26 protein-coding genes are annotated in these 26,010 nt (G+C 71.9%); 14 read left to right on the top strand and 12 right to left on the bottom strand.

All coding sequences use genetic code 11. The features are described from left to right. The first annotated feature begins 5 nt into the window (after nucleotides 1-5). The 6 genes from AC1HIL_RS03365 to AC1HIL_RS03340 are packed head-to-tail and all read left to right on the top strand — an operon-like array spanning nucleotide 6 to nucleotide 5,305. Nucleotides 6-950: a 4-hydroxyproline epimerase gene (locus AC1HIL_RS03365; RefSeq protein ID WP_479671147.1), complete on the top strand. Its 945-nt coding sequence runs from the start codon at nucleotides 6-8 to the stop codon at nucleotides 948-950. A gap of 8 nt (nucleotides 951-958) precedes the next feature. Then, nucleotides 959-2,068, top strand: a complete 1,110-nt coding sequence (locus AC1HIL_RS03360; protein WP_479671146.1) for an NAD(P)/FAD-dependent oxidoreductase — start codon at nucleotides 959-961, stop codon at nucleotides 2,066-2,068. Further along, the gene (locus tag AC1HIL_RS03355; protein WP_057593239.1) at nucleotides 2,065-2,328 is read left to right on the top strand and encodes a 2Fe-2S iron-sulfur cluster-binding protein; all 264 of its coding nucleotides are present in this window, start codon (nucleotides 2,065-2,067) and stop codon (nucleotides 2,326-2,328) included. Before AC1HIL_RS03360 ends, AC1HIL_RS03355 begins: the two co-directional genes overlap by 4 nt. Beyond that, nucleotides 2,325-3,617 carry an FAD-dependent oxidoreductase gene (locus AC1HIL_RS03350; RefSeq protein ID WP_479671145.1) on the top strand — a complete coding sequence of 431 codons (1,293 nt, stop codon included), beginning with the start codon at nucleotides 2,325-2,327 and terminating at the stop codon, nucleotides 3,615-3,617. Before AC1HIL_RS03355 ends, AC1HIL_RS03350 begins: the two co-directional genes overlap by 4 nt. Nucleotides 3,618-3,651: 34 nt before the next feature. Next, a complete protein-coding gene (locus AC1HIL_RS03345) occupies nucleotides 3,652-4,326 on the top strand; it encodes a GntR family transcriptional regulator (RefSeq protein ID WP_057598405.1) in 675 nt (224 codons plus the stop codon). 55 nt (nucleotides 4,327-4,381) lie between these two features. Beyond that, nucleotides 4,382-5,305 carry a fatty acid desaturase family protein gene (locus AC1HIL_RS03340; RefSeq protein WP_479671144.1) on the top strand — a complete coding sequence of 308 codons (924 nt, stop codon included), beginning with the start codon at nucleotides 4,382-4,384 and terminating at the stop codon, nucleotides 5,303-5,305. A 4-nt stretch (nucleotides 5,306-5,309) separates the two neighbouring features. Here the strand turns inward: AC1HIL_RS03340 and AC1HIL_RS03335 are convergent, their stop codons facing one another. After that, nucleotides 5,310-6,224 carry an EamA family transporter gene (locus AC1HIL_RS03335; RefSeq protein WP_479671143.1) on the bottom strand — a complete coding sequence of 305 codons (915 nt, stop codon included), beginning with the start codon at nucleotides 6,222-6,224 and terminating at the stop codon, nucleotides 5,310-5,312. A gap of 81 nt (nucleotides 6,225-6,305) precedes the next feature. Between AC1HIL_RS03335 and AC1HIL_RS03330 the strand changes: the two genes are divergently transcribed. Next, entirely contained in the window at nucleotides 6,306-7,193 is an 888-nt protein-coding gene (locus tag AC1HIL_RS03330) for a LysR family transcriptional regulator (protein ID WP_261208871.1), read from the top strand. Here the strand turns inward: AC1HIL_RS03330 and AC1HIL_RS03325 are convergent. From AC1HIL_RS03325 to AC1HIL_RS03310, 4 genes are all read right to left on the bottom strand, one after another. Continuing rightward, nucleotides 7,130-8,347 carry an acyltransferase family protein gene (locus AC1HIL_RS03325; protein WP_479671142.1) on the bottom strand — a complete coding sequence of 406 codons (1,218 nt, stop codon included), beginning with the start codon at nucleotides 8,345-8,347 and terminating at the stop codon, nucleotides 7,130-7,132. The two genes, AC1HIL_RS03330 and AC1HIL_RS03325, sit on opposite strands and share 64 nt — an antisense overlap. 56 nt (nucleotides 8,348-8,403) lie before the next feature. Continuing rightward, nucleotides 8,404-9,411 carry a MerR family transcriptional regulator gene (locus AC1HIL_RS03320; protein ID WP_479671141.1) on the bottom strand — a complete coding sequence of 336 codons (1,008 nt, stop codon included), beginning with the start codon at nucleotides 9,409-9,411 and terminating at the stop codon, nucleotides 8,404-8,406. Nucleotides 9,412-9,427: 16 nt separating this feature from the next. Next, nucleotides 9,428-9,748, bottom strand: a complete 321-nt coding sequence (locus AC1HIL_RS03315; RefSeq protein WP_413761979.1) for a hypothetical protein — start codon at nucleotides 9,746-9,748, stop codon at nucleotides 9,428-9,430. 111 nt (nucleotides 9,749-9,859) lie between these two features. Continuing rightward, the gene (locus AC1HIL_RS03310; protein WP_172705803.1) at nucleotides 9,860-10,030 is read right to left on the bottom strand and encodes a hypothetical protein; all 171 of its coding nucleotides are present in this window, start codon (nucleotides 10,028-10,030) and stop codon (nucleotides 9,860-9,862) included. 86 nt (nucleotides 10,031-10,116) lie between these two features. Between AC1HIL_RS03310 and AC1HIL_RS03305 the strand changes: the two genes are divergently transcribed. Continuing rightward, complete coding sequence (locus AC1HIL_RS03305; protein WP_479671140.1) at nucleotides 10,117-11,565, top strand: MATE family efflux transporter; 1,449 nt, start codon at nucleotides 10,117-10,119, stop codon at nucleotides 11,563-11,565. On the opposite strand, the gene dbpA is transcribed toward AC1HIL_RS03305, so the two are convergent. From dbpA to AC1HIL_RS03290, 3 genes are all read right to left on the bottom strand, one after another. Then, nucleotides 11,540-12,946: an ATP-dependent RNA helicase DbpA gene (dbpA, locus tag AC1HIL_RS03300; RefSeq protein WP_479671139.1), complete on the bottom strand. Its 1,407-nt coding sequence runs from the start codon at nucleotides 12,944-12,946 to the stop codon at nucleotides 11,540-11,542. The genes AC1HIL_RS03305 and dbpA overlap by 26 nt on opposite strands. A gap of 137 nt (nucleotides 12,947-13,083) precedes the next feature. Further along, nucleotides 13,084-13,362 (bottom strand): translation initiation factor IF-1, encoded by a 279-nt coding sequence (gene infA / locus AC1HIL_RS03295; RefSeq protein ID WP_057597684.1) that lies wholly within the window; start codon nucleotides 13,360-13,362, stop codon nucleotides 13,084-13,086. 418 nt (nucleotides 13,363-13,780) lie between these two features. Continuing rightward, the gene (locus tag AC1HIL_RS03290; protein ID WP_479671138.1) at nucleotides 13,781-15,028 is read right to left on the bottom strand and encodes an MFS transporter; all 1,248 of its coding nucleotides are present in this window, start codon (nucleotides 15,026-15,028) and stop codon (nucleotides 13,781-13,783) included. Between the two features lie 83 nt (nucleotides 15,029-15,111). On the opposite strand from AC1HIL_RS03290, the gene pdxR reads away from it, so the two are divergent. Together pdxR and AC1HIL_RS03280 are read left to right on the top strand one after the other, a co-directional pair. After that, complete coding sequence (gene pdxR / locus AC1HIL_RS03285) at nucleotides 15,112-16,593, top strand: MocR-like pyridoxine biosynthesis transcription factor PdxR (RefSeq protein WP_479671137.1); 1,482 nt, start codon at nucleotides 15,112-15,114, stop codon at nucleotides 16,591-16,593. A gap of 113 nt (nucleotides 16,594-16,706) precedes the next feature. Next, a complete protein-coding gene (locus AC1HIL_RS03280) occupies nucleotides 16,707-17,798 on the top strand; it encodes a catalase family protein (RefSeq protein WP_479671136.1) in 1,092 nt (363 codons plus the stop codon). A gap of 9 nt (nucleotides 17,799-17,807) precedes the next feature. Here the strand turns inward: AC1HIL_RS03280 and AC1HIL_RS03275 are convergent, their stop codons facing one another. Beyond that, nucleotides 17,808-18,863: a sugar phosphate isomerase/epimerase family protein gene (locus AC1HIL_RS03275; RefSeq protein ID WP_057593716.1), complete on the bottom strand. Its 1,056-nt coding sequence runs from the start codon at nucleotides 18,861-18,863 to the stop codon at nucleotides 17,808-17,810. 106 nt (nucleotides 18,864-18,969) lie between these two features. On the opposite strand from AC1HIL_RS03275, the gene AC1HIL_RS03270 reads away from it, so the two are divergent. Continuing rightward, nucleotides 18,970-19,863 carry a gamma-glutamyl-gamma-aminobutyrate hydrolase family protein gene (locus AC1HIL_RS03270; RefSeq protein WP_057593715.1) on the top strand — a complete coding sequence of 298 codons (894 nt, stop codon included), beginning with the start codon at nucleotides 18,970-18,972 and terminating at the stop codon, nucleotides 19,861-19,863. A 13-nt stretch (nucleotides 19,864-19,876) separates the two neighbouring features. On the opposite strand, the gene AC1HIL_RS03265 is transcribed toward AC1HIL_RS03270, so the two are convergent. From AC1HIL_RS03265 to AC1HIL_RS03255, 3 genes are all read right to left on the bottom strand, one after another. Then, a complete protein-coding gene (locus AC1HIL_RS03265) occupies nucleotides 19,877-20,056 on the bottom strand; it encodes a hypothetical protein (protein WP_057593714.1) in 180 nt (59 codons plus the stop codon). 96 nt (nucleotides 20,057-20,152) lie between these two features. Next, complete coding sequence (locus AC1HIL_RS03260) at nucleotides 20,153-21,139, bottom strand: tripartite tricarboxylate transporter substrate binding protein (protein ID WP_479671135.1); 987 nt, start codon at nucleotides 21,137-21,139, stop codon at nucleotides 20,153-20,155. A 3-nt stretch (nucleotides 21,140-21,142) separates the two neighbouring features. Next, nucleotides 21,143-24,094 (bottom strand): DNA topoisomerase III, encoded by a 2,952-nt coding sequence (locus tag AC1HIL_RS03255; protein WP_057593712.1) that lies wholly within the window; start codon nucleotides 24,092-24,094, stop codon nucleotides 21,143-21,145. A gap of 140 nt (nucleotides 24,095-24,234) precedes the next feature. Here AC1HIL_RS03255 and AC1HIL_RS03250 point away from each other — a divergent pair, with 140 nt between their 5' ends. Genes AC1HIL_RS03250 through AC1HIL_RS03240 form a run of 3 tightly spaced genes read left to right on the top strand, consistent with a single transcriptional unit; the run spans nucleotide 24,235 to nucleotide 26,002 of the window. Next, the gene (locus tag AC1HIL_RS03250; protein WP_479671134.1) at nucleotides 24,235-24,948 is read left to right on the top strand and encodes an SET domain-containing protein; all 714 of its coding nucleotides are present in this window, start codon (nucleotides 24,235-24,237) and stop codon (nucleotides 24,946-24,948) included. Nucleotides 24,949-24,950: 2 nt separating this feature from the next. Next, nucleotides 24,951-25,778, top strand: a complete 828-nt coding sequence (locus tag AC1HIL_RS03245) for a biotin--[acetyl-CoA-carboxylase] ligase (protein ID WP_413761989.1) — start codon at nucleotides 24,951-24,953, stop codon at nucleotides 25,776-25,778. A gap of 14 nt (nucleotides 25,779-25,792) precedes the next feature. Beyond that, nucleotides 25,793-26,002: a sporulation protein gene (locus AC1HIL_RS03240; protein ID WP_479671133.1), complete on the top strand. Its 210-nt coding sequence runs from the start codon at nucleotides 25,793-25,795 to the stop codon at nucleotides 26,000-26,002. Nucleotides 26,003-26,010 lie beyond the last annotated feature (8 nt).

The raw sequence follows: 26,010 nt of genomic DNA, 5'->3' as shown, positions 1-26,010 counted from the left end.
TCTCCATGCACCGCATCCAGATCATCGACTCGCACACCGGCGGCGAGCCCACCCGCCTCGTGACCGGCGGCTTCCCGGACCTCGGCCGCGGCAGCATGGCCGAGCGCCGCGCGCTGCTGGCCGAGCATCACGACCAATGGCGCGCCGCCACCGTGCTCGAGCCGCGCGGCAGCGACGTCGTGGTCGGAGCGCTGCTGTGCGAACCGGTCGCGCCCGATGCAGCGGCCGGCGTGATCTTCTTCAACAACGCGGGCTACCTCGGCATGTGCGGCCACGGCACCATCGGCCTGGTCGCGAGCCTCGCGCACCTGGGCCGCATCGGCCCCGGCGAGCACCGCATCGAGACGCCCGTGGGCACCGTCACCACCACGCTGCACGCGGATGGCGCGGTCAGCGTGCGCAACGTGCCGGCGTACCGTCACCTGCACCAGGTGGCCGTCGAGCTGCCGGGCCATGGCACGGTGCGCGGCGACGTGGCCTGGGGCGGCAACTGGTTCTTCCTCGTGAGCGAGGCCGCGCACGGCCAGCGCGTGGCGAGCGACAACCTCGCCGCGCTCACCGACTACACGGCCGCGCTGCGGCGCGCGCTCGCGGCGCAGGGCATCACCGGCGCCGAGGGCGCGGAGATCGACCATATCGAACTGTTCGCCGACGACGCGGACGGCGCCGACAGCCGCAACTTCGTGCTGTGCCCCGGCAATGCCTACGACCGCTCGCCCTGCGGCACCGGCACCAGCGCCAAGATCGCCTGCCTCGCGGCCGACGGCAAGCTCGCGCCTGGCCAGGCGTGGACGCAGGCCAGCGTGATCGGCAGCCGCTTCGAGGCCAGCTACGAGCCCGCCGACGACGGCCGCGTCATCCCCACGCTGCGCGGCCGCGCCCACATCAGCGCCGAAGCCACCCTGCTGATCGACGAGGCCGATCCCTTCGGCTGGGGCATCCGGCTCTGAACTCGCGCATGGCCGAGGCGGACGCGATCGTCATCGGCGCCGGCATCGTCGGCGCCGCCTGCGCGCATGCGCTCGCGCGCGCGGGCCGTCGCGTGCGCGTGATCGATGCGCGCCGGGGCGGTGCCACCGGCGCCGGCATGGGCCACCTCGTGGCGATGGACGACAACCGCGCCGAGCTCGAACTCAGCAGCCGCTCGATCGACCTGTGGCGCACGCTCGCGCCGCGCATGCCGGCCGATTGCGCGCACAGCGCCTGCGGCACGCTCTGGATCGCCGCCGACGACGCGGAGATGGCCGAGGCCGAACGCAAGCGCGAGCGGCTCGCCGCGCTGGGCATCGCGAGCCGCTTGCTCGACGCGAGGGCATTGGCCATGGCCGAACCGGCATTGCGCGCCGGCCTCGCGGGCGCGCTCGAGGTGCCGGGCGACGGCATCCTCTATGCGCCGAATGCGGCGCGCTGGCTGCTCGCGGATGCGGGCGATGCGATCGAATTCGAGCAGGCCCGGGTCGCGGCCATCGAGGACGACGGCACGCTGCTTCTGGCCGACGGCGGCCGGCGCCGCGCCGCGCAGGTCGTGCTGGCCGCCGGCCTCGAGGCGGCCGCGCTGTGCCCCGAACTGCCGCTGCGGCCCAAGAAGGGCCACCTGCTGATCACCGACCGCTATCCGGGCACCGTGCGGCACCAATTGGTCGAGCTCGGCTACGTCACCAGTGCGCACCATGCCGAGGGCGACTCGGTCGCCTTCAACGTGCAGCCGCGGCCCACGGGGCAGCTGCTGGTCGGCTCCTCGCGGCAGTTCGACACCACCGATCCCGCGGTCGAGCCCGCGATGCTCGCGCGCATGCTGCGGCGCGCGATCGACTACCTGCCGGGCCTGGGCGAACTCAACGCCATCCGCAGCTGGACCGGCCTGCGCGCCGCCACGCCCGACGGCCTGCCGCTGCTGGGCGCGCATCCATGGCGCGAGAAGCTGTGGCTCGCGCTCGGCCACGAAGGCCTGGGCGTGACCACCGCGCCGGGCAGCGCCGAGCTGCTGGTAGCGCTGATGACGGGCACTGCGCCGCCGTTCGATGCGCGGCCTTTCGCGCCCGGGCGGCTGCTCGAGGCAGTGGCATGAACGCCGCGCCGCAGGTTCTGTTGCAGGTCGACGGCCGTGAGGTGCGCGTCGCGGCCGGCAGCTCGGTCGCCGCCGCGCTGCGCATCGCCGACACGACCCCGGCCATGGGCGTCGCGCGCGTCTCCGTCACGGGCCAGCCGCGAGCGCCCCTCTGCGGCATGGGCATCTGCCAGGAATGCCGCGTCGCCATCGACGGCCGCCGCCGCCTCGCCTGCCAGACCGTCTGCGGGGAAGGCATGCGCGTGGAGACCCTGCGATGAGCACCGACGCCGTCGGCCTCGAACACTGCGACCTGCTGATCGTCGGCGCCGGCCCCGCGGGCATGGCCGCCGCGCTGGCGGCCGCGCCCAGCGGCGCGTCCATCGTCGTGATCGACGACAACCCCGTGCCCGGCGGCCAGATCTGGCGCGATGGCCCCGGCGTCGCCCTGCCGCCGGCCGCGCGCCGGTTGCGCGAGGCGCTGGCCGCCCGCGCCAACGTGCGCGTGCACAGCGGCACGCGCGTGGTGGCCGCCAGCGCGCCGCGCGAACTGCTGCTCGAGGAGGCAGAGCGCGCCTGGCGCCTGCGCTGGGGCAGGCTCGTGCTGTGCACCGGCGCGCGCGAACGCCTGCTGCCCTTCCCGGGCTGGACCCTGCCGGGCGTGACCGGCGCGGGCGGCCTGCAGGCGCTGATCAAGGCCGGCCTGCCGGTGGTGGGCGAGCGCATCGTCGTCGCCGGCACCGGCCCGCTGCTGCTGGCGGCCGCGGCCACCGCGCGCCAGGCCGGCGCGAAGGTGCTGCGCATCGCCGAGCAGGCGGCCTTCGGCGCGGTCGCGGGCTTCGCGCTGGGGCTCGCACGCTGGCCCGGCAAGGCGGCGCAGGCGCTGACGCTGGTCGATGCGGCCTACCGCACGGGCTCGCACGTGGTCGAGGCACTGGGCACGACACGGCTCGAATCGGTGCGCCTGAATCAGGGCGGCCGCCTGCAGGAGATTGATTGCGAGCGCCTGGCCTGCGGTTTCGGCCTCGTGCCCAACACCCAGCTCGGCCAGATGCTCGGCTGCGCGCTCGCGCCCTTCGGCGACAGCGGCACGCTCGCGCTGGCCGTCGACGAGCGGCAGGCCACCAGCCTGGACGGCGTCTACGCGGCCGGCGAATGCACGGGCTTCGGCGGCAGCGAACGCGCGCTCGCGCAGGGCGCCATCGCGGGCCATGCGGCCGTCGGCGACGAAAAGGCCGCACGCTTGCAATACGCCGAACGCGCGCGCTGGAACGCCTTCGCCACGCGCCTGCACCGCGGCTTCGCGCCCGGCCCCGCGATCCGCGCGCTGGCCCGGCCCGACACGCTGGTGTGCCGCTGCGAGGACGTGCCCCTCGCGGCGCTCGCCGGCTGCGGCGGCTGGACCGACGCCAAGCTGCACCAGCGCTGCGGCATGGGGCCGTGCCAGGGGCGCGTGTGCGGAGACGCCGCGCAGTTCCTGTTCGGCTGGACGCCGCCCGCGCCGCGGCCGCCGCTGTCGCCCGTGCGCATCGCGACGCTGGCCGGCCTGGGCGCGCGCGACCCGGACTGATCCACACTACGCAGATCCGCGTCCCCGAACCTCCATGGCTGCCCCGATCCCCGCCCCTGCCCCCGCGTCCGCCCCGAAGCGCCGCGCCGCCGACATGGCCTACGACGCCATCGAGACCCTGCTGTCCACGCTGCAGCTCGAGCCCGGCAGCCAGATCGTCGAGGCCGAGCTGGCCGAGCGCACCGGCCTGGGCCGCACGCCGGTGCGCGAGGCGCTGATGCGCATGGTGTCGATCGGCCTCGTCGTGCAGCAGGCGCGCCGCGGCCTGCTGGTGTCGACCATCGACCTCGCCGACCACCTCGACGTGGTGCAGACGCGCCGCGTGCTCGAGCAGCTGATCGCCACCTGCTCCGCGCGCCGCGCCACCGCGCCGCAGCGCAAGGAGATCGTGCGCTGCGCCGAGCAGATGGTGGAGGCGGCCGCGCGCGGCGACCTCGACGGCTACATGCGCGCCGACCATGCGCTCGACCTGGTGAACCACCAGGCCAGCCACAACGACTCGGCCGTCAAGGCCGTGACGCCGCTGATCGTGCAGTGCCGCCGCTTCTGGTACGCCTACCAGCACCAGGGCGAGATCGTCGAGGGCGCCAATGCCCACCTCGAACTGGCGCAGGGCATCGCCACCGGCGACGAGGCCGCCGCCATCGCGGGCGCCGACCGGCTGATGGACTACCTCGAGCGCTTCGCGCGCAAGATCATCGACCGCTAGGCGTCTGCGGGGAAGTCCGCGTGCATCGCCCGAACCCGCGGCGCATACTGGCCCGATGGCCGCCGCACCCCGAGCCCGCCCCGAGGATTTCTTCAGCACCGACGAATGGCAGGCGGTGACCGCGCGCTCGTCGTGGAAGGGGTTGTGGCTGGTCGCGCACTGCTGGGGCGTCATCGGCCTCGCGATGTTGGTGGGCATCGTCTGGCCATGGACCCTTCCGCTGATGGTGCCGATCGTCGGCGCGCGCCAGCTCGGCCTGTTCATCCTGATGCACGACGCGGCCCATGCGGGGCTGCACCGCAACCGGCGCGTCAACGACTGGGTCGGCCACTGGCTGTGCTCGTCCACCCTGCGCGACTACCGGCCCTACCACCTGCAGCACCACCGCTTCGTGCAGCAGACCGAGGACCCCGACCTCGTGCTGTCGGCGCCGTTCCCGATCTCGCGCGCCTCGATGTGGCGCAAGGTCGTGCGCGACCTCAGCGGCCAGACCTTCTACAAGCAGCGCTTCGGCCATGTCGCCGAAGGCATCCGCCAGCGCGCGCCGGGTGAATCGGCGTTCAAGGCGTTCGGCCGCGAGCTCGCGAAGGACCGGCGCTTCCTTCTCGCCAACGGCCTCGGGCTGCTGGCCTTCGCGCTGGCCGGCTACTGGTGGGCCTGGGTCCTGATGTGGCTGCTGCCCATGGCGACCTGGCTGCCGCTCGTGAGCCGGGTGCGCAACATCGCCGAGCATGCGCTGGTGGCGCAGAACGAGGCCGATCCGCTGCGCCAGGCGCGCACCACGCATGCCAACCTGGCCGAGCGCATCTTCATCGCGCCCTACTGGGTCAACTACCACTGCGAGCACCACATGTTCACCAGCCTGCCGTGCTGGAGCCTGCCGCAGGCGCACCGGCTGTTGCAGCGCGGTGGCACCACCGCGCGCATGGAGGTGCAGCCCGGCTACCTGAGCCTGTTGAAGCAGGCCACGGCGGCCTGATCCATCAGCGCGTCGCAGGTCGCGCCGCCGTGGGCAGCGCCCCGCGCTGCGCATGCTGGCTCAGCCAGATGCTCGCGATCACGATGGCGATGCCCGCCACCTGCAGCGGCGACAGCCGCTGTCCCAGCAGCACCCAGCCGAGGATCACGGCCGTCACCGGGCTCAGGAAGGCCAGCGAGGCGATGGCGGCCGGCTCCAGCCGGGCCACGCCGCGAAACCACAGGATGTAGGTCAGCGCGGCGCCCACCAGGCCCAGCCAGCCGAAGCCCAGCCAGTTGGTGGCCGTGAGCGGCGGCAGCGCCGGTTCGAGCCACAGCGCCACCGGCAGCAGCAGCAGGCCGCCCGCGGTGAGCTGCCAGGCGGTGAAGGTCAGCGCCGAGACCGGCGGCTGCCAGCGCCGCGCCAGCACGGTGCCGAAGGCCATCGACACCGCGCCCGCGAGCGCCGCCGCGATGCCCACCGCATCGAGCCTGGCCTGCGGCGTGAGCACCAGCAGCGCCACGCCGCCGAAGCCCACGGCGGCCGCCACCACCGACAGCGCGCGCACCCGCGTGCCGAGCAGCGCGCTCGCGAGGAACACCACCATCAGCGGCTGCAGCGAGGTGATCGTGGCCGCCACCCCGCCCGGCAGCCGGTAGGCCGCGATGAACAACATCGCCCACAGCAGCGAGAAATTGAGCGCGCCCAGCACCAGGATGCGGCCCCACCAGGCGCGTTCGGGCAACTGCCGCACGATGGCCAGCAGCAGCAGGCCGGCGGGCAGGGCGCGCAGCATCGCGACCGTGAGCGGGTAGTTCGCGGGCAGCAGCTCGGTGGTGACGATGTAGGTGCTGCCCCAGATCGCGGGCGCGGCGGGGGTCAGCAGGATGTCGGCGCCCCGGGCGGGAGGGCGGGCGCTGCGGTCGGTGGTATCGGTCATGGAGGCTTGAATCTATTTCAATTGACCGTTGGTTGTGAATGTCTGAATAATGAATTGATTCATTACCAATGGTTGTGGATCATGGACCATCTCACCGCCCTCCAGGTCTTCCGCACCGCCGCCACCAGCGGCAGTTTCGCGGGCGCGGCGCGCCAGCTCGGGCTGTCGGCCGCCGCGGTCAGCAAGAACATCGCCGAGCTCGAGGCGCACCTGAAGGTGCGGCTCATCAACCGCACCACGCGCAGCATGAGCCTCACCGAGGCCGGCGCGGCCTACCACCAGCGGCTCTCGCGCATCCTCGACGACCTGAGCGAGGCCGACGCCGCGCTCGCGCCGATGGGCAGCAGCCCGTCGGGCGTGCTGCGGGTCAGCGCGCCGCTGACCTTCGCGCTGACCTGCATCTCGCCCGGCATCCCGGCCTTCATGGAGCGCCACCCGAACCTGCGGCTCGAGCTCGACCTGCAGGACGCGCGCACCGACCTGATCGGCGGCGGATACGACCTCGCGATCCGCGGCAGCGACCGGCTCGAGGACTCGAGCCTGGTGGCGCGCGAGCTCACGACCATGACCCACGTGCTGTGCGGCGCGCCGGCCTATTTCGCCGCCCGTGGCCGGCCCGCGCGGCCCGAGGACCTGAAGGCCTTCGACTGCGTGCAGTTCACGCTCTCGGGCCATGCCCACAAGTGGACCTTCCGGCGCGCCGGCCGCAGCGTGGCGGTGCCGGTCGACGGGCGCTACAAGGTCAGCTCCAGCCTCGCGGTGCGCGACGCGCTGCTCGCGGGCTTCGGCCTGAGCCTGATCCCGCGCATCTACGTCGCGCACGAACTGGCCGCGGGCCGGCTCGAGGCGGTGCTGGATGACTGGGAGGCCGACCGCACGCCGGTCTATGCCGTCTATCCCTCGCGTCACCTGGCCGCGAAGACGCGCGCCTTCGTCGACTTCCTGCTCGAGCGCTTCGCCTCGCGCTGACCGTTGAGCAGCCGCCCGATGGGCGTGCGGCGCGCCAGCAGCTCGTAGCTCGCGAGCGCGACGAGCGAGGTGGCCGCGATGTTGAGGCCCATCTTCGCGAGCGCGCCCAGCGGCGCATGGAACAGCAGCACGCCGAAGCCGACGGTGCCGAGCATGTGGACCAGGTAGACCCAGTACGAGCTGCGCGAGAGGTAGTCGAGCACGCCGTTGCGCCGCGGCAGCCAGCGCACGAAGGCGCCGATCAGCGCCAGGCTCCAGAGCCAGCCGGCGGTGCCGTAGGCGTAGGCGATCCAGAAGGCGGCATGCGGCAGGGGCGTCGTGCCGCGCGCGGCGCCCAGCAGCGCGAGCGTCGCGCCGAAGAAGCCCAGGCCCGCGAGCGCCAGGAGCTGGCAGCGCGCGGCGAAGCGGGCGAGCAGTTCCTGCCGCCCGTGCAGGCACAGGCCGAACACGAAGAACAGGCCGCTGTGCACCCATTCGCCCCAGGGCGGCAGGAAGGAGCCGCTCTGCGGCGCCAGGCCCGTGGGATGGAAGGACCCGGCCACCGCCAGCGGCAGCGCCAGCACCAGGACGCCCCAGGGCTTGCGCGCCAGCAGTTCGAAGCCGCGCGAAAAGCCCGCGCGCAGCCGCGCCGGCACGAAGCGGCCCAGCTTCGCGCCGGCCCAGGCCAGCACGCAGAGCCAGAACAGCTGGTAGATGAACCACAGGTGCAGCGTGTTGAACGGCGAGCCGCCCGGCGGGCGCGGCGGCGCCAGCGCCGCATCGAGCCCCGGCACGCCGCGCACCGTGAGGTGGATGTAGACCATCGCGAGCAGCGTGGTCAGCGCGAACAGCGGCGGCCAGAACAGCGCGAAGGGCAGGGCGAGCCGCAGCGCGCGGTTGCGCAGCATGTCGTCGGCGCCGCGCCGCTCGATCAGCAGCGCGACGAAGAAGCCCGCGAGCACGAAGAACACCGGCATGCGGAAGCCGTGGATGAACAGCAGCAGCAGGTCGGCGACGCGCGAGGTCTGCGGGTCGCGCCAGGGCAGCGGCGAGGCGACGGTGAGGTGGTTGAGGGCCACGTGCAGCACGATGCCCAGCCACATCATGAGGGCGCGCAGGTTGTCGAGCGCGTGCAGGCGTTGCGGGGCGGAAGGAGGGGTGTTGGCGTTGTTCATGCGGCCACTGTTGGGCCTCACGCAACGTCAGGGTCAAGCGGGCGCGAAGGGGTTTTTCAGGCCGCGCGCAGCGTCGCCATGGCGCGCAGCAGCAGCTCGCGCACCGGCGGCGCGGTCACCGCCGCGGCCTGCAGCACGGGCTCGGTGGCCATGGCCTGCATCAGCCGGGCCGCGATGCCCGGGTCGTGGTCGCAGAAGGCATCGAACAGCGCGGCCCACTCGCGCGCGATCGCCTGCACGGCCGGGTCGCCGGGCGTCGCGCCCCGGGCCTGCAGGGCCTCGAGTTCGCCCGAGAGCCGGCGCCAGGCCGCGTCGGGCGGCGTGCCCAGGCGCGCGAAGTCCTCGGCGTCGAGGTGGCGCAGCAGCGCGGCCATGCGCAGGCCGATGGCCTCTTCGATGTAGCCGATCAGCGCGGCCGAGGGGCCGTCGTCGCGCCGCGCCACCGGCTCGCTGCGGTACATCTCGCCCCAGCGCTCGATCAGGTCGTAGTTGCCGTCCATCCACTGGCCCATCAGCGTCATCCAGCGCGCGGCCAGCGGCTGCAGCTCGAGCGCATCGGCCGGCACGCCGCGCGCCATGCGCTCGCTCACTTCGGCGATCAGCGGCGGCCACTGGTCGGCCACCGCCTTCCAGTTCGCCATCAGCGCGCGGATCTCCTCCGGGCTGAAGTAGCGGCCGTAGGTGCTCATCTGCTCGAGCGTCGCGAGCCAGTCGCCGGTGTCGGGCCGGCCGCCCTCGGCCAGCCGCTGTTCGAGCAGCGCGAGCCGCTCGCGCAGCGTGGTGGCCTGCGCGATCTGCCGGTCGAGCGCGGCGATCTGGCGTTCGACGATCGCGGGCAGCGATTCGCCGCCCGCGCCCAGCAGGCCGCCGATCTCTGCCAGCGGCAGCCCGAGCAGCCGCAGCGCCTGGATCGCGTGCAGCCGCGCGATGTCGTCGGCGCCGTAGAGCCGGTAGCCGGCCTCCGAGCGCGCCGAGGGCGCGAGCAGGCCGATGGCGTCGTAGTGATGGAGCGTGCGCACCGTGAGCCCGGTGCGCCGCGCGAGTTCGCCGACCTGGAGCAGCATGGCGGCGGCGCCGGGTTCAGTCCCCGGACGGCACCGGTTCGGGCCCGGGCCAGCCCAGCAGCTCGGCCAGCCGCTGCACCACCCAGTCGGCCTCGCCGGGCTGCAGGCCCGCCTCGGGCGCGGCCAGGCCGGCACGGATGCGCGCCAGGATCTCGTTCTCGACCGGCACCTCGGTGTGGTGCTGGATCTGCGCATGGCCCACCAGGTGGCTGGCCAGGTCCTCGCAGATCTCGTAGCGCGCGCGCACCACGCCGATGGGCTCGCGCAGCCGCTGCCGCGCGTCGGTGTAGACGGCGAAGAACGAGGGCGGGATCAGGATCTGGTTGTCGTCGGACATCGAAGGGTTATAGCCCCTGGCAGGGGCACCTCAACGACGAAACGCGCCCGCGGGCGCGTTTGTCGGGGTTTCGCGCCACCGGCCCGGCGGGCCGTGGCGGCGAAGGCCGGATCAGCCGCCCTTCTTGGCGCGCTTGCCGGGGTTCTTCTTGCTGCGCGTCGCGGTGCCGCGCTCGAGGCTGACCTTCTGGCCGCCACCGTTGCGCGGCAGGGTGAAGCCGGGCAGGGGCACGGGCTTCGGGCTGGCGAGACGGTCGGCTTCGGTACGGATTTTCTTGGGCATGGAAAGCTCGGGTAAAAGTGAAGTTCGAAGGCGTAATTAGGCCACAGCGAGGATTTTGCATGCCAGAAAGCGCAATGGGGGGAGACATGGCCCGGCCGAGGTTCGTCACGGGCTCGCTGCTGCGGCATGTCTGCGTGATGGCGGGCACCGGCGCCATCGGCCTGATCGCGGTGTTCGCGGTCGACCTGATCAACCTGTTCTACATCTCGCTGCTCGGCGAGAAGGCCATCGCCGCGGCCGTGGGTTTCGCGGGCGTGGTCGGCTTCTTCCACACCTCGCTGTGCATCGGGCTGATGATCGGCATCGCGGCCGTGGTCTCGCGCACCGTGGGCGCGGGCCGCGCGCACGACGCGCGCCGCATCGCCACCGCGAGCCTGGTGCTGATGGCGGCGATCTCGCTGGTGGCCGGCAGCGGCACCGCCTTCTTCCTCGGCCCGGCCGTGCATGCGCTGGGCGCCGAGGGCGAGACCGCGCGCTTCGCGCAGCGCTACCTCGCGATCACGGTGCACACGCTGCCGCTGCTCGGGATCGGCATGGCCTGCTCGGCGCTGCTGCGCGCGGTCGGCGATGCGCGGCGCGCGATGATGGTCACGCTGGTCGGCGCCTTCGTCACCGCGGTGCTCGACCCGATCCTGATCTTCGGCTTCGGCATGGGGCTCGACGGCGCCGCCGTGAGCGCCGTGTTCTCGCGGCTGGCGCTGGCCGCGGTCGGGTTGCACGGCGTGGCGGTGCGGCACCGCATGCTGGGCCGTTTCGAGCCGAAGCAGCTGGGCGCCGATGCCCGCGCGATGGCCGCGGTGGCCGGGCCGGCGGTGCTGACCAATCTCGCGACGCCGGTGAGCGCCGCCTTCGTCACCCACAGCATCGCGCAGTTCGGGCCCGCGGCCGTGGCCGGCGCCGCCACCATCGACCGCGTGAGCCCGGTGGCCTTCGGGCTGGTCTATGCGCTGAGCGGCGCGGTCGGGCCGATCCTGGCGCAGAACCTCGGCGCCGGGCAGTACCGGCGCGTGCGCCAGGGGCTGCGCGACAGCCTGCTGGTCATGGGCGTGTCGGTGGCGGTGGCCTGGGCGGTGCTGGCGCTGGGGCAGGACCTGCTGATCCGCGCCTTCTCGGCCGACGGCGTCTCGGCCGAGCTGATCGCGCTGTTCTGCAGCTGGCTGGCGGCCAGCTTCTTCTTCGCGGGCGGGCTGTTCGTGGCCAATGCCTCGTTCAACAACCTCGGCCATCCGCTGCTGTCGACGGCCTTCAACTGGGGCCGCGCGACGGTGGGCACGGTGCCCTTCATCTGGTGGGGCGCGCAGTACGGCGCGGCCGGCGTGCTGATCGGGCAGGCGGTGGGCGCCTCGATCTTCGGCGTGCTCGCGGTGACGGTGGCGTTCCGGCTCGCGAACCGGCTGGCGCTGCGCGAGGATGTCGCGCCGGCGCCGCCCGAAGACGTGGTGCCGGTGCTCGACGCCCCGGTCGCGCCGACCTCGGCGGCCGGCGGCGCCGCCGCGCTCGCGGGCGACCTCAGAGATCCAGCAGCCGGACCTTGACGCTCTTGCCCTTGATGCGGCCGTCGTTGAGCCGGCGCGCCGCCTCGGCGGCGATGCCGCGCTCGACCGCGACGTAGGTCGAGTATTCGTTGACGTTGATCTTGCCGACCTGCTCCTTCGCATAGCCGCAGTCGCCGGTCAGCGCGCCCAGCACGTCGCCGGCGCGGATCTTCTCCTTGCGCCCGCCCACGATCTGCAGCGTGGCCATCGGCGGCGCGAGCGGCGCGCCCTTTCCGGGCGTGAGCTCGGCGAGCGGGTGCCATTCGGATTCGCGGCCCTGCAGTTGCTCGATCTTTCCGACGAAGCCCATTTCGTCCATGCTCGCGAGGTTCAGCGCCAGGCCCTCGGCGCCGCCCTGCTGGCCGACGCGGCCGGTGCGGCCGATGCGGTGCACGTGCACCTCGGCATCGGGCGTCACGTCGACGTTGATCACCGCCTCGAGCTGCGCGATGTCCAGGCCGCGCGCCGCCACGTCGGTGGCCACCAGCACCGAGCAGCTGCGGTTGGCGAACTGCACCAGCACCTGGTCGCGTTCGCGCTGCTCGAGTTCGCCGAACAGCGCGAGCGCGCTGAAGCCCTGCGCCTGCAGCACGTCGACCAGGTCGCGGCACTGTTGCTTGGTGTTGCAGAAGGCCAGCGTGCTGGCCGGGCGGAAGTGGTCGAGCAGCCGGCTCACGGTGTGCAGCCGTTCGCCGTCCTTGATCTGGTACCAGCGCTGGCGGATCGCGCTGCCCGTGTGCTGGGCCTGCACCGCGATCTGTTGCGGGTCCTTCATGAACTGCTGCGCGAGCTTGGCGATGCCTTCGGGATAGGTGGCCGAGAACAGCAGCGTCTGGCGCTCCTTCGGGCACTGGCGCGCCACGGTCACGATGTCGTCGAAGAAGCCCATGTCGAGCATGCGGTCGGCCTCGTCGAGCACCAGCGTGTTGAGCGCGTCGAGCGCGAGGTTCTCGCGCTCGAGGTGGTCCATGATCCGCCCCGGCGTGCCCACCACCACGTGGGCACCGTGCTCCAGGCTCGCGGTCTGCCCGCGCAGCGCGACGCCGCCGCACAGCGTGACCACCTTGATGTTCTCTTCCGCGCGCGCCAGCCGGCGAATCTCGGTCGTGACCTGGTCGGCCAGCTCGCGCGTCGGGCACAGCACCATCGCCTGCACCGCGAAGCGGCGCGGATTGAGGTTGGCCAGCAGCGCCAGCGCGAAGGCGGCGGTCTTGCCGCTGCCGGTCTTGGCCTGGGCGATCAGGTCCTTGCCGAGCAGCGCGACCGGCAGGCTCGCGGCCTGGATCGGCGTCATGCGCGCGTAGCCGAGCTGCGCGAGGTTGGCCAGCACCTGCGGCGCGAGCGGCAGGGTGGCGAAGTCGTCGGGGGAGGTGGTGGTCATGGCGTGGCCGCCAGCAGGCCCGGCGGAAGCTTGGAGAAGAGTCGGAGGAGCAAAAAATCAGGGCCTTGCAGCCCGCCGCCAGGGCGACAGTGCTGCAAGGCCCTCGGGGGCTGCGACGGTCGGCGCTTGCCGGTCGTTCAGCGGCGCTGGGCGCCGCCGTTGTTGCCGCCGGGACCCGTCGGCGGAGGACCGCGGCGTTCCAGGTGGCGGAAGGTGATGCGGCCCTTGGTCAGGTCGTAGGGCGAGAGCTCCAGCGACACCTTGTCGCCCGCCAGGATGCGGATGTGGTGCTTGCGCATCTTGCCGCCGCTGTAGGCGATCAGCTGGTGACCGTTGTCGAGCGTGACGCGGTAGCGCGAATCGGGCAGGACTTCGGTCACTGCGCCGTTCATTTCGATCAGTTCTTCCTTCGGCATGCTTTATTACCTCGAATCTTCGTTGTCTGTTGGATATGAATGAAATCCGTCGTGTTTGGTTTCAGGCGCGACGGCCGGCCGACACACACGGCGCAGCGGGGACGCGCTCTGCTCGCTTCAACATGAACGAAGACCGTGGTGGCAATCATGGGCGCCGGAACTGGCGCTCCAACACACGGCAAGAACCGGCGTGCCTGGCGGGGGAGGTGCGGAACCCGGGGATTTCAAATCGGGTTCAGGGGGCCTCGGTGCCAATCGGCCAGCCGGTGGGGTGACGAGAAAAGACTTCGTCGTAGTATCGAAACGAACCCGGCATTGTAACCGGACTGGCATGACTGTTGCTCAGGTTTCGGTCGGGACTGGCGCGAACGCGCGACAAATCGGCCGATATTGCTATCAAAAGAGGAGCTGAAAGCCCTCAGGCCGTCGCAGGCTCCCCGACCGGCGCGAGCGCACCGCCGCGCTGGCGGCCCCGGGCCAGCAGCAGCACGCCGGCCAGCTGGCAGGCCGCGCCCACCCAGCCGACGGCGCTCACGCCGAACCACGCGATCGCCACGCCGCCGAACAGCGAACCGGCCGCGATCCCGAGATAGATCGCCGAGGCGTTGAGCGACAGCGTCATCGGCGCGCGCTCGGGCGCCAGCCGGATCAGCCGCACCGCCTGCGCCGGCCCGAAGCCCCAGCCGGCGAAACCCCACAGCGCCGCCAGGCCCACCACGGCCGGCAGCGCCAGGCCGCCGGGCAGCGCCTGGGCCGCGAGCGACAGCCCGCCGAGGACCGCCACCAGCAGCAGCGCGAAGCCGCGCGCCACCCGGTCGGCGCCGAAGCGATCGGTGGCCCAGCCGCCGGCCGCGGTGCCGAGCGCCGCCGCCACGCCGATGGCGACGAACACCGCGCCGATGCCTTCGGGGCCGATGCCGACCGTGCGCGAGAGGAAGAGGGCGATGTAGGTGTAGAAGCTGAAGCCGCCCGTGGTCCAGAGCACGCTGACGCCGAGTCCGGCCAGCACGCCCGGCGCGCGCAGCACGGCGAAGGCCGCGCCGCCCGATGCGGCGGGCGCCGCCACCGCGAGCCGGCGCGGCAGCCCGGCCGCCAGTCCCACGGTCGCGACCAGGCCCAGCGCGGCGATCAGCAGGTAGGCCGTGCGCCAGCCGCCCCAGCCCGCGATCCAGGCGCCCAGCGGCACGCCGAGCGCCACCGCCAGCGTGCCGCCGCCGGTCACGATCGCCAGCGCCCGGCCGCGCAAGGCGGGCGACACCAGCGAAGCCGCCACCGCGCTCGCGGTCGGCACGAACACGCCCGCCACCAGGCCCAGCGCCAGCCGCGCCAGCGCGAGCTGGCCGAAGCCCTGCGCCATCGACGCCAGCAGCGTCAGGCCGCTGAAGGCCGCGAGGCTCGCGACCAGCAGCGGCCGGCGGCCGAAGCGCGCGCAGGCCGCGGCCATCAGCGGCGAGCCGATCGCATAGCTGAGCGCGAACAGCAGCACGAGCTGGCCCGCGTGCGTGGGGCTGATCCGCAGGTCGGCCGCGAGCACGGGCAGCAGGCCCGCGACGATGAAGCTCTCGGTGCCGATCGCGAAGGCGCCGAGCGCGAGCCAGGCCAGGCTCGGCGGCAGGCGTTCCGGCGTGGCGGGAGCGGTGGAAGAGGGGGCGGGATCGTGGTGCATGGCGGGTTCTCCATCGAGCATTCCAAGGACTCCAGCGTAGGCTTGCGATTGGTTCCTCAAAAGAACCACAATCGGCCAATTCCATGGAGCCACTTTTCGAGCTGTCCCTGCAGCTGCCCGCGACTGGCTCGCGCGAACTGCTGCGCGAGCTGCACCGGCAGCTGCACGCCGCCATCCTCGACGGTCGGCTGCGGCCCGGCGCCCGCCTGCCCGCCACGCGCGCGCTCGCGCAGCGCCTGGGCGTGTCGCGCAACACCATGCTGGCGGCCTACGACCTGCTGCTCAGCGAGGGCTACCTGGTCGCCCGCCCCGGGGCCGGCACCTACGTGGCCGACACCCTGCCGGCCTCGCGCCGCGGCGGGGCGCCACGGGTCGAGGCCGGCACGCCGCGCCGCGACCCCCGCCTGGCCCCGCCGCGCGTGCCCGGCGCCGACCTGCCGCCCACGCTGCAGCAGCGCCCGGCGCGCGACGATTTCCGCATCGGCCTGCCCGATGCGAGCGCGCTGCCCTTCGACATCTGGCGTCGGCTGTCCGACCGCGCGCTGCGCCGCATCGCGCGCGGCGGCGGCGAAGCGGCGCAGTACGCCGACCCGCGCGGCCAGCCGGCCCTGCGCGAGGCGATCGCGCGCCACGTGTCCTTCACGCGCGCGGTCGGCTGCGGTGCCGACGACATCGTCGTCACCGCCGGCGCGCAGCAGGCCTTCGGGCTGCTCGCGCGCATCCTCGTCGTGCCGGGGCGCACGGTGGTGGCGGTCGAGCAGCTGTCCTATCCCTCGCTGCGCGAGGCCTTGTCGGCCGCGGGCGCGAAGGTGGTGCCCGTGCCCACCGACGCCGAGGGCCTGTGCGTCGAGCGGCTGCCGGCCGAGGCGCGCGTGATCTGCGTGACGCCCTCGCACCAGTTCCCCACCGGCGTGGCCATGTCGACGCCGCGGCGCGCCGCGCTGCTGGCCTTCGCGCGCGAGCGCCAGGCGGTGGTGATCGAGGACGACTACGACAGCGAATTCCGCTTCGCCGGCCGCCCGCTCGACGCGCTGCAGACGCTGGACCGCGCCGACTCGGTCTGCTACGTGGGCACCTTCTCGAAGAGCCTCTTTCCCGCGCTGCGCCTGGGCTTCGTGGTGGCGCCGCCGTGGGCGCGCGCGGCGCTGGTGCGCATGCGCGAGCTGGCCGACTGGCACAGCCCGGTGCTGGGCCAGGACGCGCTGGCCGACTTCATCGCCGAAGGCCACCTGGCGCGCCACATCCGCAGGATGCGCAAGGTCTACGGCGAGCGCCGCCGCCTGCTGCTCGAGGCGCTGGTGCGCCACGGCGCGGACCTGTTCGAGGCCATTCCCTCGCAGGCCGGCCTGCATCTGTCGGTCCGGCTGCATGCGCCGCTGCGCGCCGACCTGCTGGCCCGGCGCGCGGCCGAGGCCGGCATCGCGCTGGCGCCGCTGTCGCGCTATGCGCTCGATCCGCATGCGGCCGACGTGCCCGAGGGCCTGGCCTTCGGCTACGGGCTGATCGAGGCCGCGCGCATCGACGACGCGATCCGGCGCGTGGCGCAGCTCGCTCGCGCCGGCTGACGCGGCCTCTCGTGCAGGCGGTCGAGCGCAGCCACGGGAGCCGACGGCCTACATCGCGCGCCGGTCGTGCCGCGCTCAATGGCTCGGCCCACGATGCCCAAGGAGCCTCGACCATGAACGACACCGCCACGCCCACATCCACGCTTGCCCCCGTGCGTTTCGATCCCTCCGTGGAGACCGAACGCGAGGACGAGGCCCAGACGCAGATCGAGCTGGTGGCCACGCTGCGCGACATGGCGCAGACCGTGGCCGAGCACGCCGGCCATGCCATGCGCGCCGTGCACGCCAAGAGCCACGGCCTGCTGCATGCCGAACTCGTCGTGCCCGAGGGCCTGCCGCCCGCGTACGCACAGGGCTTGTTCGCCAGGCCGGGGCGCCATCGCGCGGCGATGCGGTTGTCGACGCCGCCGGCCGAGGTGCTCGACGACCGCATCTCGCTGCCGCGCGGCATGGCGCTCAAGGTGTTCGATGTCGAGGGCGAGCGCGTCGAGGGCTCCGAGGACCACACCACGCAGGACTTCCTGTTCGTCGACGGCCCGGTGTTCGTCGCGCCCGACGCGCGGGGCTTCCTGCGCAGCCTCAAGCTGCTCGCGGCCACCACCGACCGCGCGCCGACCGGCAAGCTGCTGCTGTCGGGCGTGCTGCAGAGCATCGAGAAGCTGATCGAGGTGGCGGGCGGCTCGAGCGCGAAGCTGGTCGCGCTGGGCGCGCATCCGCTGACCCATCCGCTGGGGGCCACCTTCTTCACGCAGGTGCCGATCCGCTTCGGCGATCACATCGCCAAGCTGCAGCTCGCGCCGGTGTCCGAGGCGCTCGTGGCGCTCGAGAAGGCCGAACTGCATCTGGACGGCAAGCCCGACGGCACGCGCGAGGCGGTGATGGACTTCCTGCGCGGGAATGGCGGCGAGTGGGAGCTGCGGGCCCAGCTGTGCGTCGACCTCGAGCGCATGCCGGTCGAGGATGCCTCGGTCGAATGGCCGCAGGAACTCAGTCCCTACGTGACGGTCGCGCGCGTGCTGGCGCCGCCGCAAGCAGGCTGGAGCGAGGAGCTGTCGCGCGAGATGGACGACGGCATGGCCTTCAGCCCCTGGCAGGCGCTCGCGGCGCACCGGCCGCTGGGCGGAGTGATGCGCGCGCGCAAGGCGGCCTATGCGGCCTCGTCGGAATTTCGCGGCGAGCGCAACGGCTGCCCGCTGCACCGCTGAGCGGCGGCGTCAGTCGAGGCCGAGCACGCGCCGGTTGGCCGCCACGTCGACACCGCCGGCCGCGAAGTCGTCGAAGGCGCGGTCGGCCACGCGGATGATGTGGTCGGCGATGAACTTCGCGCCCTCGCGCGCGCCGTCCTCGGGGTGCTTGATGCAGCACTCCCACTCGAGCACCGCCCAGCCCGGGAAGTCGTACTGCGCCATCTTCGAGAAGATGGCCTTGAAGTCGACCTGCCCGTCGCCCAGCGAGCGGAAGCGCCCGGCGCGGTCGATCCACTTCTGGAAGCCGCCGTACACGCCCTGCTTGCCGGTCGGGTTGAACTCGGCGTCCTTCACGTGAAAGATCTTGATGCGCTCGTGGAAGTGGTCGATGTAGGCCAGGTAGTCGAGCTGCTGCAGCACGAAGTGGCTCGGGTCGTAGAGCAGGCAGGCGCGCGGATGGTTGTTCACGCGCTCGAGGAACATCTCGTAGCTCACGCCGTCGTGCAGGTCCTCGCCCGGATGGATCTCGTAGCCCACGTCCACGCCCGCGGCGTCGAAGGCGTCGAGGATCGGGCGCCAGCGCCGCGCGAGCTCGTCGAAGGCCTCCTCGATCAGTCCCGGCGGGCGCGGCGGCCACGAGTACAGGTAGGGCCAGGCCAGCGCGCCCGAGAAGGTCGCGTGCGCCGTGAGGCCGAGGTTCGCCGAGGCCTTCGCCGCGTAGTGCAGCTGCTGCACCGCCCACTGCTGGCGCGCCGCCGGATTGCCGCGCACCTCGGGCGCCGCGAAGCCGTCGAAACCCGCGTCGTAGGCCGGGTGCACCGCCACCAGCTGGCCCTGCAGATGGGTCGAGAGCTCGGTGATCGAGAGGCCGTGCGCGGCGAGCGTGCCCTGGATCTCCTCGCAGTAGGTCCTGCTCTCGGCGGCCTGCTTCAGGTCGATCAGCCGCGCGTCCCAGCTCGGGATCTGCACGCCCTTGTAGCCCAGGCCCGCGGCCCAGCCCGCGATCGCGTCGAGCGAGTTGAAGGGCGCGGTATCGCCCGCGAACTGGGCCAGGAAGATGGCGGGCCCCTTGATCGTCTGCATGCGGTGTCTCCTTGTGGGCCCGACAGGATACTTCGCGGGTTCGGCTGACACACGACCGAAGTTCGGTGGGCGCAGAATGAATTTCGCTCACAGGGAACCCATCGAGATGCCCCAGCCCGTCTCCGCCCGACTCAAGATCGGTTTGTCCGCCTGCTTCTCGCACGCCGATCCGGCGCGCTCGCTGTTCACCAACAAGACCCTGCAGTACGTCGAGCAGTCGATCGCCCACTGGCTGATGTCGGCCGGCGCGATGGTGGTGATGGTGCCCTGCCCCACGGGCGAGACCGCGCGCGGCGACACCAAGCTCTCGCACTACGCCGAGTGGCTCGACGGCGTGGTGATGCACGGCGGCGCCGACGTCTGGCCCGGCAGTTATGGCGAGGTGCCGCTGAAGGACGCCTGGATCGGCGACCGCATCCGCGACCTCTACGACCTCGCGCTGGTCGAAGCCTTCGAGCAGGCCGGCAAGCCGATCTTCGGCGTGTGCCGCGGGCTGCAGCTCATCAACGTGGCCTTCGGCGGCACGCTCTACCAGGACATCGAGGAGCAGCACGGCCATCCCGAGACGCTGCGCCACCGCGACCCGGTGACCTACGACCAGAACTTCCACCAGATCGGGATCGTGCCGGGCACGCGGCTCGCGAAGCTCTATCCCGAGGTGCAGACCGCGCGCGTCAACAGCATCCACCACCAGGGCGTGAAGGACCTCGCGCCGGGTTTCGAGGTCGAGGCCTGGAGCCTGCCCGACCGGGTGCCCGAGGCGATCCGCCGCCGGCCCGACCGTGGCCGCAGCTACATCGCGGCCACGCAGTGGCATCCCGAATTCCACAAGTACGGCAGCACCGAGACCGTGGACGACACGCCGATCCTGCACGACTTCCTGTGGGCCTGCGCCACCGCGAAGGTGGCGCCGAAGACCACGCTGCGCGGCGCGCCCGGCAAGATCCGCGACCGCGCGGCGCGCGTGCTGCAGCAGGCGCTGCTGCGGCGGCGCCGCTGAGCGCCGCGCCGGTTCAGCGGCGCTCGGACTTGGTCGAGTAGCCGCTGACGCCGGCGTCGATGGTGCCGAACACCGTCACGCCGCTGCCCGAGGACGCGGTGCCGCCGGCATCGGCGGTGCGCGAGGACGAGGCACAGCCCGCGAGCGAGAAGCCCATGGCGAGGGCGAAGGCGGTGGCAATCAATGACTTCATGGAATCTGTCCCCTGGGGTGGATCGAACGACTATAGGCCGCGGGCCGCGGCGGCCTGTAACAAGACCCTGGAGATCGTGCCGGGTTCCCGTGGCGACTACTCGGGCTTCGCGCCCGAGGCCTTGACGGCCGCGCCCCAGAGCCCGATCTCGCTCGCGACGAAGCGGTCGAACTCGGGCCCGGTGGTGGGCGCCGGCTCCGAGCCGCGCTCGCGCATGAAGCGCGCCATCTGCTCGCTCTTGAGGATCTCGGTCACCTCGCGGTTCAGGCGCGTCACCACCTCGGCGGGCGTGCCGCGCGGCGCCATCAGGCCGAGCCAGCCCACGGCCTCGAAGTCGCGCGTGCCGGCCACGCCGCTCTCGCGCACGGTGGGCACCTCGGGCAGCTGCGAGGAACGCGTGGCCGAGGTCACGGCCAGCGGGATCGCCTTGCCGGCCTTGATGTGCGGCAGCGCGGCGGTCACCGAATCGATCATCAGCGGCACCTGGTTGCCGAGGAAGTCGGCCTGCGCGGGCCCGCTGCCCCGGTACGGAATGTGCGTGACGAACACATGCGCCGCCGACTTGTACATCTCGCCCGACAGGTGCTGCGTGCCGCCGATGCCGGCGCTCGCGTAGCTGAGCCGGCCGGGCTCGGCCTTCGCGCGCGCGGTGAGTTCGCCCAGCGTGCGGATGCCGCTCTCGGGCGTGGCGAGGAACACCAGCGGCACCTTGGCGATCAGCGAGATGCCCACGAGGTCGCGGCGCGGGTCGAAGCCGGGCTTGGCGTAGAGCGTCTGGTTGACCGCCATCGCGCTGCCGGCCACCACCAGCGTGTAGCCGTCGGGCTGCGAGCGCACCACGAACTCGGTGCCGATGTTGCTGCCGGCGCCGGCCTTGTTGTCGACGATCACCGGCTGGCCCAGCCGCCGGCCGAGCTGCTCGGCGAGCGCGCGCGCGAAGATGTCGGTGGCCTGCCCGGGCGGGAAGGGCACTACCAGCTTGACGGGCTTGTCGGGCCAGTCGGCGGCCCGGGCCGGAGCCCAGGCGGAAAGCAGCGCCAATGCAAGGGCGCCGGCCGTGCCTGCGAAGCGTCTGCGCCGCATGGCTCAGGGCGCCGTGAGGTGCTTGCCCACGATGCCCGCGAGCTCGAACATAGTCACCTGGTCCTTGCCGAACACCGGCTTGAGCTTGGCGTCGGCATTGATCGAGCGCTTGTCCTTCGCGTCCTGCAGGCCGTTGGCCTTGATGTAGTCCCAGAGCTTCTTGACCACCTCGGTGCGCGCCACCGGCTCGTTGCCGATCACCGCGGCGAGCGCGTCGCTGGGCTTGAGGCCGGCGCCGGTCTTGCGCGGCGCCTTCTTCTCGGCCGGTGCCTTCTTGGCCGCGGGCGCCTTCTTCGCCGCCACCTTCTTGGCGGCCGCGGTCTTGCCGGCCGGCGCGGCCTTGCCGAAGGTCTTGCGCGGCGGGAATTTGCTGCCGCCCTCGCGTGGCGCGAACTCGAAGGTCACCTTGCCTTCTTCGGCGTTCCAGGTCAGGAAGGCCTTGAAGGCGCGGCGCGTGCGCATCGAGACGAACTTGTCGAGCAGGTCGGTCTTGCCGGTGGCCAGCAGCTTCTCCATCTGCGCGCGCTCCACCGGCTGCTGCAGGATGATCTTGCCGGTCTTGAAGGTGCAGCTCGGCGTGGGCTGGGCCTGGGTCGGTACCGACTTCTCGCAGACGTAGTTGCTGCCGTGCTCGAACACGGGCGCGCCGCAGATCGGGCACGGGCCGACCGTGTCCTGCTCGCTGAAATCGATGATCTCGCCGCTGTCCTCGTTCTTGTCGTCGCCGAAGTCGAACTCCAGCTTCCAGTTCTTCGCCTCCTCGTCGTACTTGAGCACGATCTCGGAGGTGAAGGGCCAGCCGGCCTTGGAGCGGAAGCCCTCGAGCGGGCCGATGTGCTTGTCGCGCAGCAGCGCCTCGGCCTCTGCGACCTCGAAGGTGCGCCCGGCCGGCGACTTGCCGAACGAGAAGCCGCAGGCGTCCTCGCCCGTGCCGCTCTTGCCGGTGCAGCCGTAGCGGCGGTAGTTCTCCTTCACCACGCCGCCGCAGTTGGGGCAGGGCGTGGCCAGCGTCGTGTAGTCGCCCGGCACCGTGTCGCGGTCGTACTCCTTGGCCTTCTTGACGATGTGCTCGGTCATCGCCGCGATCTCGCGCATGAAGGCGTCGCGGCTGAGCGACCCCTTCTCCATCTGCGCGAGCTTGTATTCCCATTCGCCGGTGAGCTCGGCCTTGGAGAGTTCCTCCACGCCGAGGCCGCGCAGCAGCGTCATGAGCTGGAAGGCCTTGGCGGTCGGGATCAGTTCGCGGCCCTCGCGCAGCATGTACTTCTCGGCGATCAGGCCTTCGATGGTGGCCGCGCGCGTGGCTGGCGTGCCCAGGCCCTTCTCCTGCATCGCCTCGCGCAGTTCCTCGTCGTCGATGGTCTTGCCCGCGCCTTCCATGGCGCCGAGCAGCGTGGCTTCGGAGTAGCGCGCCGGCGGGCGGGTCTTCAGGCCCTTGGTGTCGACGCTCTCGGCCAGCACCATCTCGCCGGGCTTGACCGGCACCAGGTTCTTGCCGTCCTTCTCGTCGTCGTCGCTGACGGCTTCCTTGCCGTAGATCGCGAGCCAGCCCGGCTTGACCAGCACCTTGCCGTCGGAGCGGAAGGCGTAGTTCTTGCCGGCCTGCGCCACCGTGCTGACGCGGGTCGTGACCTGGTATTCGGCGCTCGGGAAGAACACCGACAGGAAGCGGCGCACCACGAAGTCGTAGAGGCGCTGCTCGGCTTCCGACAGGCCGCTGGGCGCCTGCAGGGTCGGGATGATCGCGAAGTGGTCCGACACCTTCGCGTTGTCGAAGATGCGCTTGCTCGGCTTGACGTAGTTGTTGTCGATCGCCTGCTGCGCGAACGGCGCGAGGTGGCGCATGCCGCTGGTGGCGAGCATGCCCAGGGTCTGCTTGACCACCGGCAGGTAGTCCTCGGGCAGGGCGCGCGAGTCGGTCCGCGGATAGGTCAGCGCCTTGTGGCGTTCGTACAGGCTCTGCGCCAGCGCCAGCGTGGTCTTGGCCGAGTAGCCGAAGCGGCTGTTGGCCTCGCGCTGCAGCGAGGTCAGGTCGAACAGCAGCGGCGAGGCCTGGGTGGTGGGCTTGCTTTCCTCCGTGACGCTGGCGGGCTTGCCGCGCGCGGCCTCGGCGATGGCCAGCGCGTCGCGCTCGTTCCAGACCCGGTCGGCGCGTTGCTCGGGGTCGGGCTCGCCGTTGGGCAGCAGCGGCGCGTTGGCCTTCTTCCAGGCCGGGTCGAACCACTTGCCCGGGTAGTGGCCGGCTTCGGCCAGGAAGCTGGCGTGCACTTCCCAGTAGTCGCGCGAGACGAACTTGCGGATCTGCTCCTCGCGCTCGACCACCACCGACAGCGTGGGCGTCTGCACCCGGCCCACGGTGGTCAGGAAGAAGCCGCCGTCGCGCGAATTGAAGGCCGTCATCGCGCGCGTGCCGTTGATGCCCACCAGCCAGTCGGCCTCGGAGCGCGAGCGCGCGGCGTCGGCCAGGCCCTGCATCTGCTTCTCGGTGCGCAGCGAGTCGAAGCCGTCGCGGATCGCCTGCGGCGTCATCGACTGCAGCCACAGCCGGCGCACCGGCTTGTTCAGGCCCGTCTTGCCGCCGGCGTACTGTTCGATCAGGCGGAAGATCAGCTCGCCCTCGCGGCCCGCGTCGCAGGCGTTCACGAGCTGGGTCACGTCCTTGCGCTTGGCCTGCTTGACCACCGCGTTGAGGCGGGTCTTGGTCTTGTCGACCGGCTTGAGGTCGAAGTGCGGCGGGATCACCGGCAGGTTGGCGAAGCTCCACTTGCCGCGCTTGACGTCGAACTCCTCGGGCGCCTGGATTTCCACCAGGTGGCCGACGGCACTGGTCACGACGTACTGGTCGTTCTCGAAGTGCTCGTCGTGCTTGTCGAACTTGCCGGCCACCGGCGTGAGCGCACGCACGATGTCCTGCGCCACCGACGGTTTTTCTGCAATAACCAATGTCTTCGTCATCTGTGCTCTCTCAACTGTTTCGCCAAGCCGGCTCGCGGGCCATGCGCGCAGCGCCATGGGCTCTCTCTATACTCGGCGGCTTCTCGCGTGCGCACACGCGCACGCGCATGTGTGCATATTCAAACTAACAGACTTCGGCGATGCCTTCCAAATCCCCACTTTCCAACGCCCGCCGAATCCAGACGCGGCGTTCCTCCGTTCATGGGAACGGCGTGTTCGCGGTGCAGGACCTGGCCGAAGGCGAGCGGATCATCGAATACAAGGGCGAGATCATCACGTGGAAGGAGGCCCTGCGCCGCCATCCGCACGATCCGGCCCAGCCGAATCACACTTTCTACTTCCACATCGACGACGGGCGCGTGATCGACGGCAACGTCGACGGCAATGCGGCCCGCTGGATCAACCACTCGTGCGAGCCCAACTGCGAAGCCGACGAGGTCGATGGGCGCGTTTATATCAAGGCGCTGCGCAACATCGCGGCCGGCGAGGAACTCAACTACGACTACGGCCTGATCATCGACGAGCCGTACACCGAGAAGCTGCTGTCCGAGTTCCCGTGCTACTGCGGCTCCGAGCAATGCCGCGGCACGCTGCTCACGCCGAAGGACGACGACGAGGACGACAAGAAGAAAAAGAAGAAGGCGAAGAAGAAGGAAGCGAAGAAGGCCGAAAAGAAGAAGGCCGACAAGAAGGCGGAGAAGAAAGCCGAAAAGAAGGCCGACAGGAAGTCGGACAAGAAGAAGGACGGCAAGAAGAAGGACAAGGAAGCGAAGGCCGACAAGCCGGCCAAGCCGAAGAAGGCCGAGGCGGTCGCCGAGGCCGCCCCCGTCGCGGCCGGCAACGGCGGGCTCTGAGCATGGCCGCCGGCGGCAGCGCCCTGCGGTGGCACGAGGAGCGGATCGCCGCCGCGGTCGCCCCGCTGCTGCCGGGCTTCGCGGCCGAGGTGGTCGCCGAGGTCGATTCCACCAACACCGAACTCATGCGGCGCGCGCGCGCCGGGCGGACCGAGCCCGTGCTGCTGGTCGCCGAGCGCCAGACCGCGGGCCGCGGCCGGCTCGGCCGGCCCTGGCAGAGCGCGCAGCAGCCCGGCGACGATGTCGCGCCGTCGCTGACCTTCTCGCTGGGCCTGCCGCTCGCGCCGGCCGACTGGTCGGGCCTCTCGCTCGCGGTCGGCGTGAGCCTGGCCGAGAACCTCGATCCCACGGGCGCGGCCAGGCTCGGGCTCAAGTGGCCCAACGACCTCTGGGTCGACGAGCGCAAGCTCGTGGGCATCCTGATCGAGACCGCGCTGCCGCATGCCGGCGGTGCCGCACCGGCGCCGCGCTACGTGGTGATCGGCATCGGCGTGAACATCGGCGCGCGCGAGGCCGAGGGCATGCGCACGCCGCCCGCCTGGATGCGCCAGTGGCGCCCCGACGCCACGTCTCCCGCGGTGCTGGCCGAGCTGATCCCGCCGCTGGTGCGCGACGTGCTCGCCTTCGGCGCGCGCGGCTTCGCGCCGTTCGCCGAGCGCTTCGCGGCGCGCGACGTGCTGCGCGGGCGCGAGGTGGTGCTCAGCGACGGCCGCGCGGGCCTGTGCGAAGGCGTCTCGTGGACCGGCGAGCTGCAGGTGCGCACGGCCGAGGGCCTGCAGGCCATCGTCAGCGACGAAGTCAGCGTGCGGCCGCGCGGCATGGCCCTCTGAGACCGGACGCCGCGATGCCGCTGCGCCTGCTCGTGATCGCCCTGCTGGTTCTCAACGGCGGCTACTGGCTGTGGTCGCGTGGCGACCTCGCGGGCTTCGGTCTCGCGCCGGCGGGGCTCGACGAGCGCGATCCGCAGCGCCTCACGCGGCAGATCCATCCCGAGTATTTGCAGATCCGCGCCGAGCCGCCGAAGGCCGGCGCGTCGGACACCAGCGCCCGATAGGCCAGCCG

The organism is Variovorax sp. ISS6 (assembly GCF_056523145.1).
The sequence above is the reverse complement of the archived record's forward strand: the minus strand, read 5'-3'. Positions and strand labels throughout refer to the sequence as shown.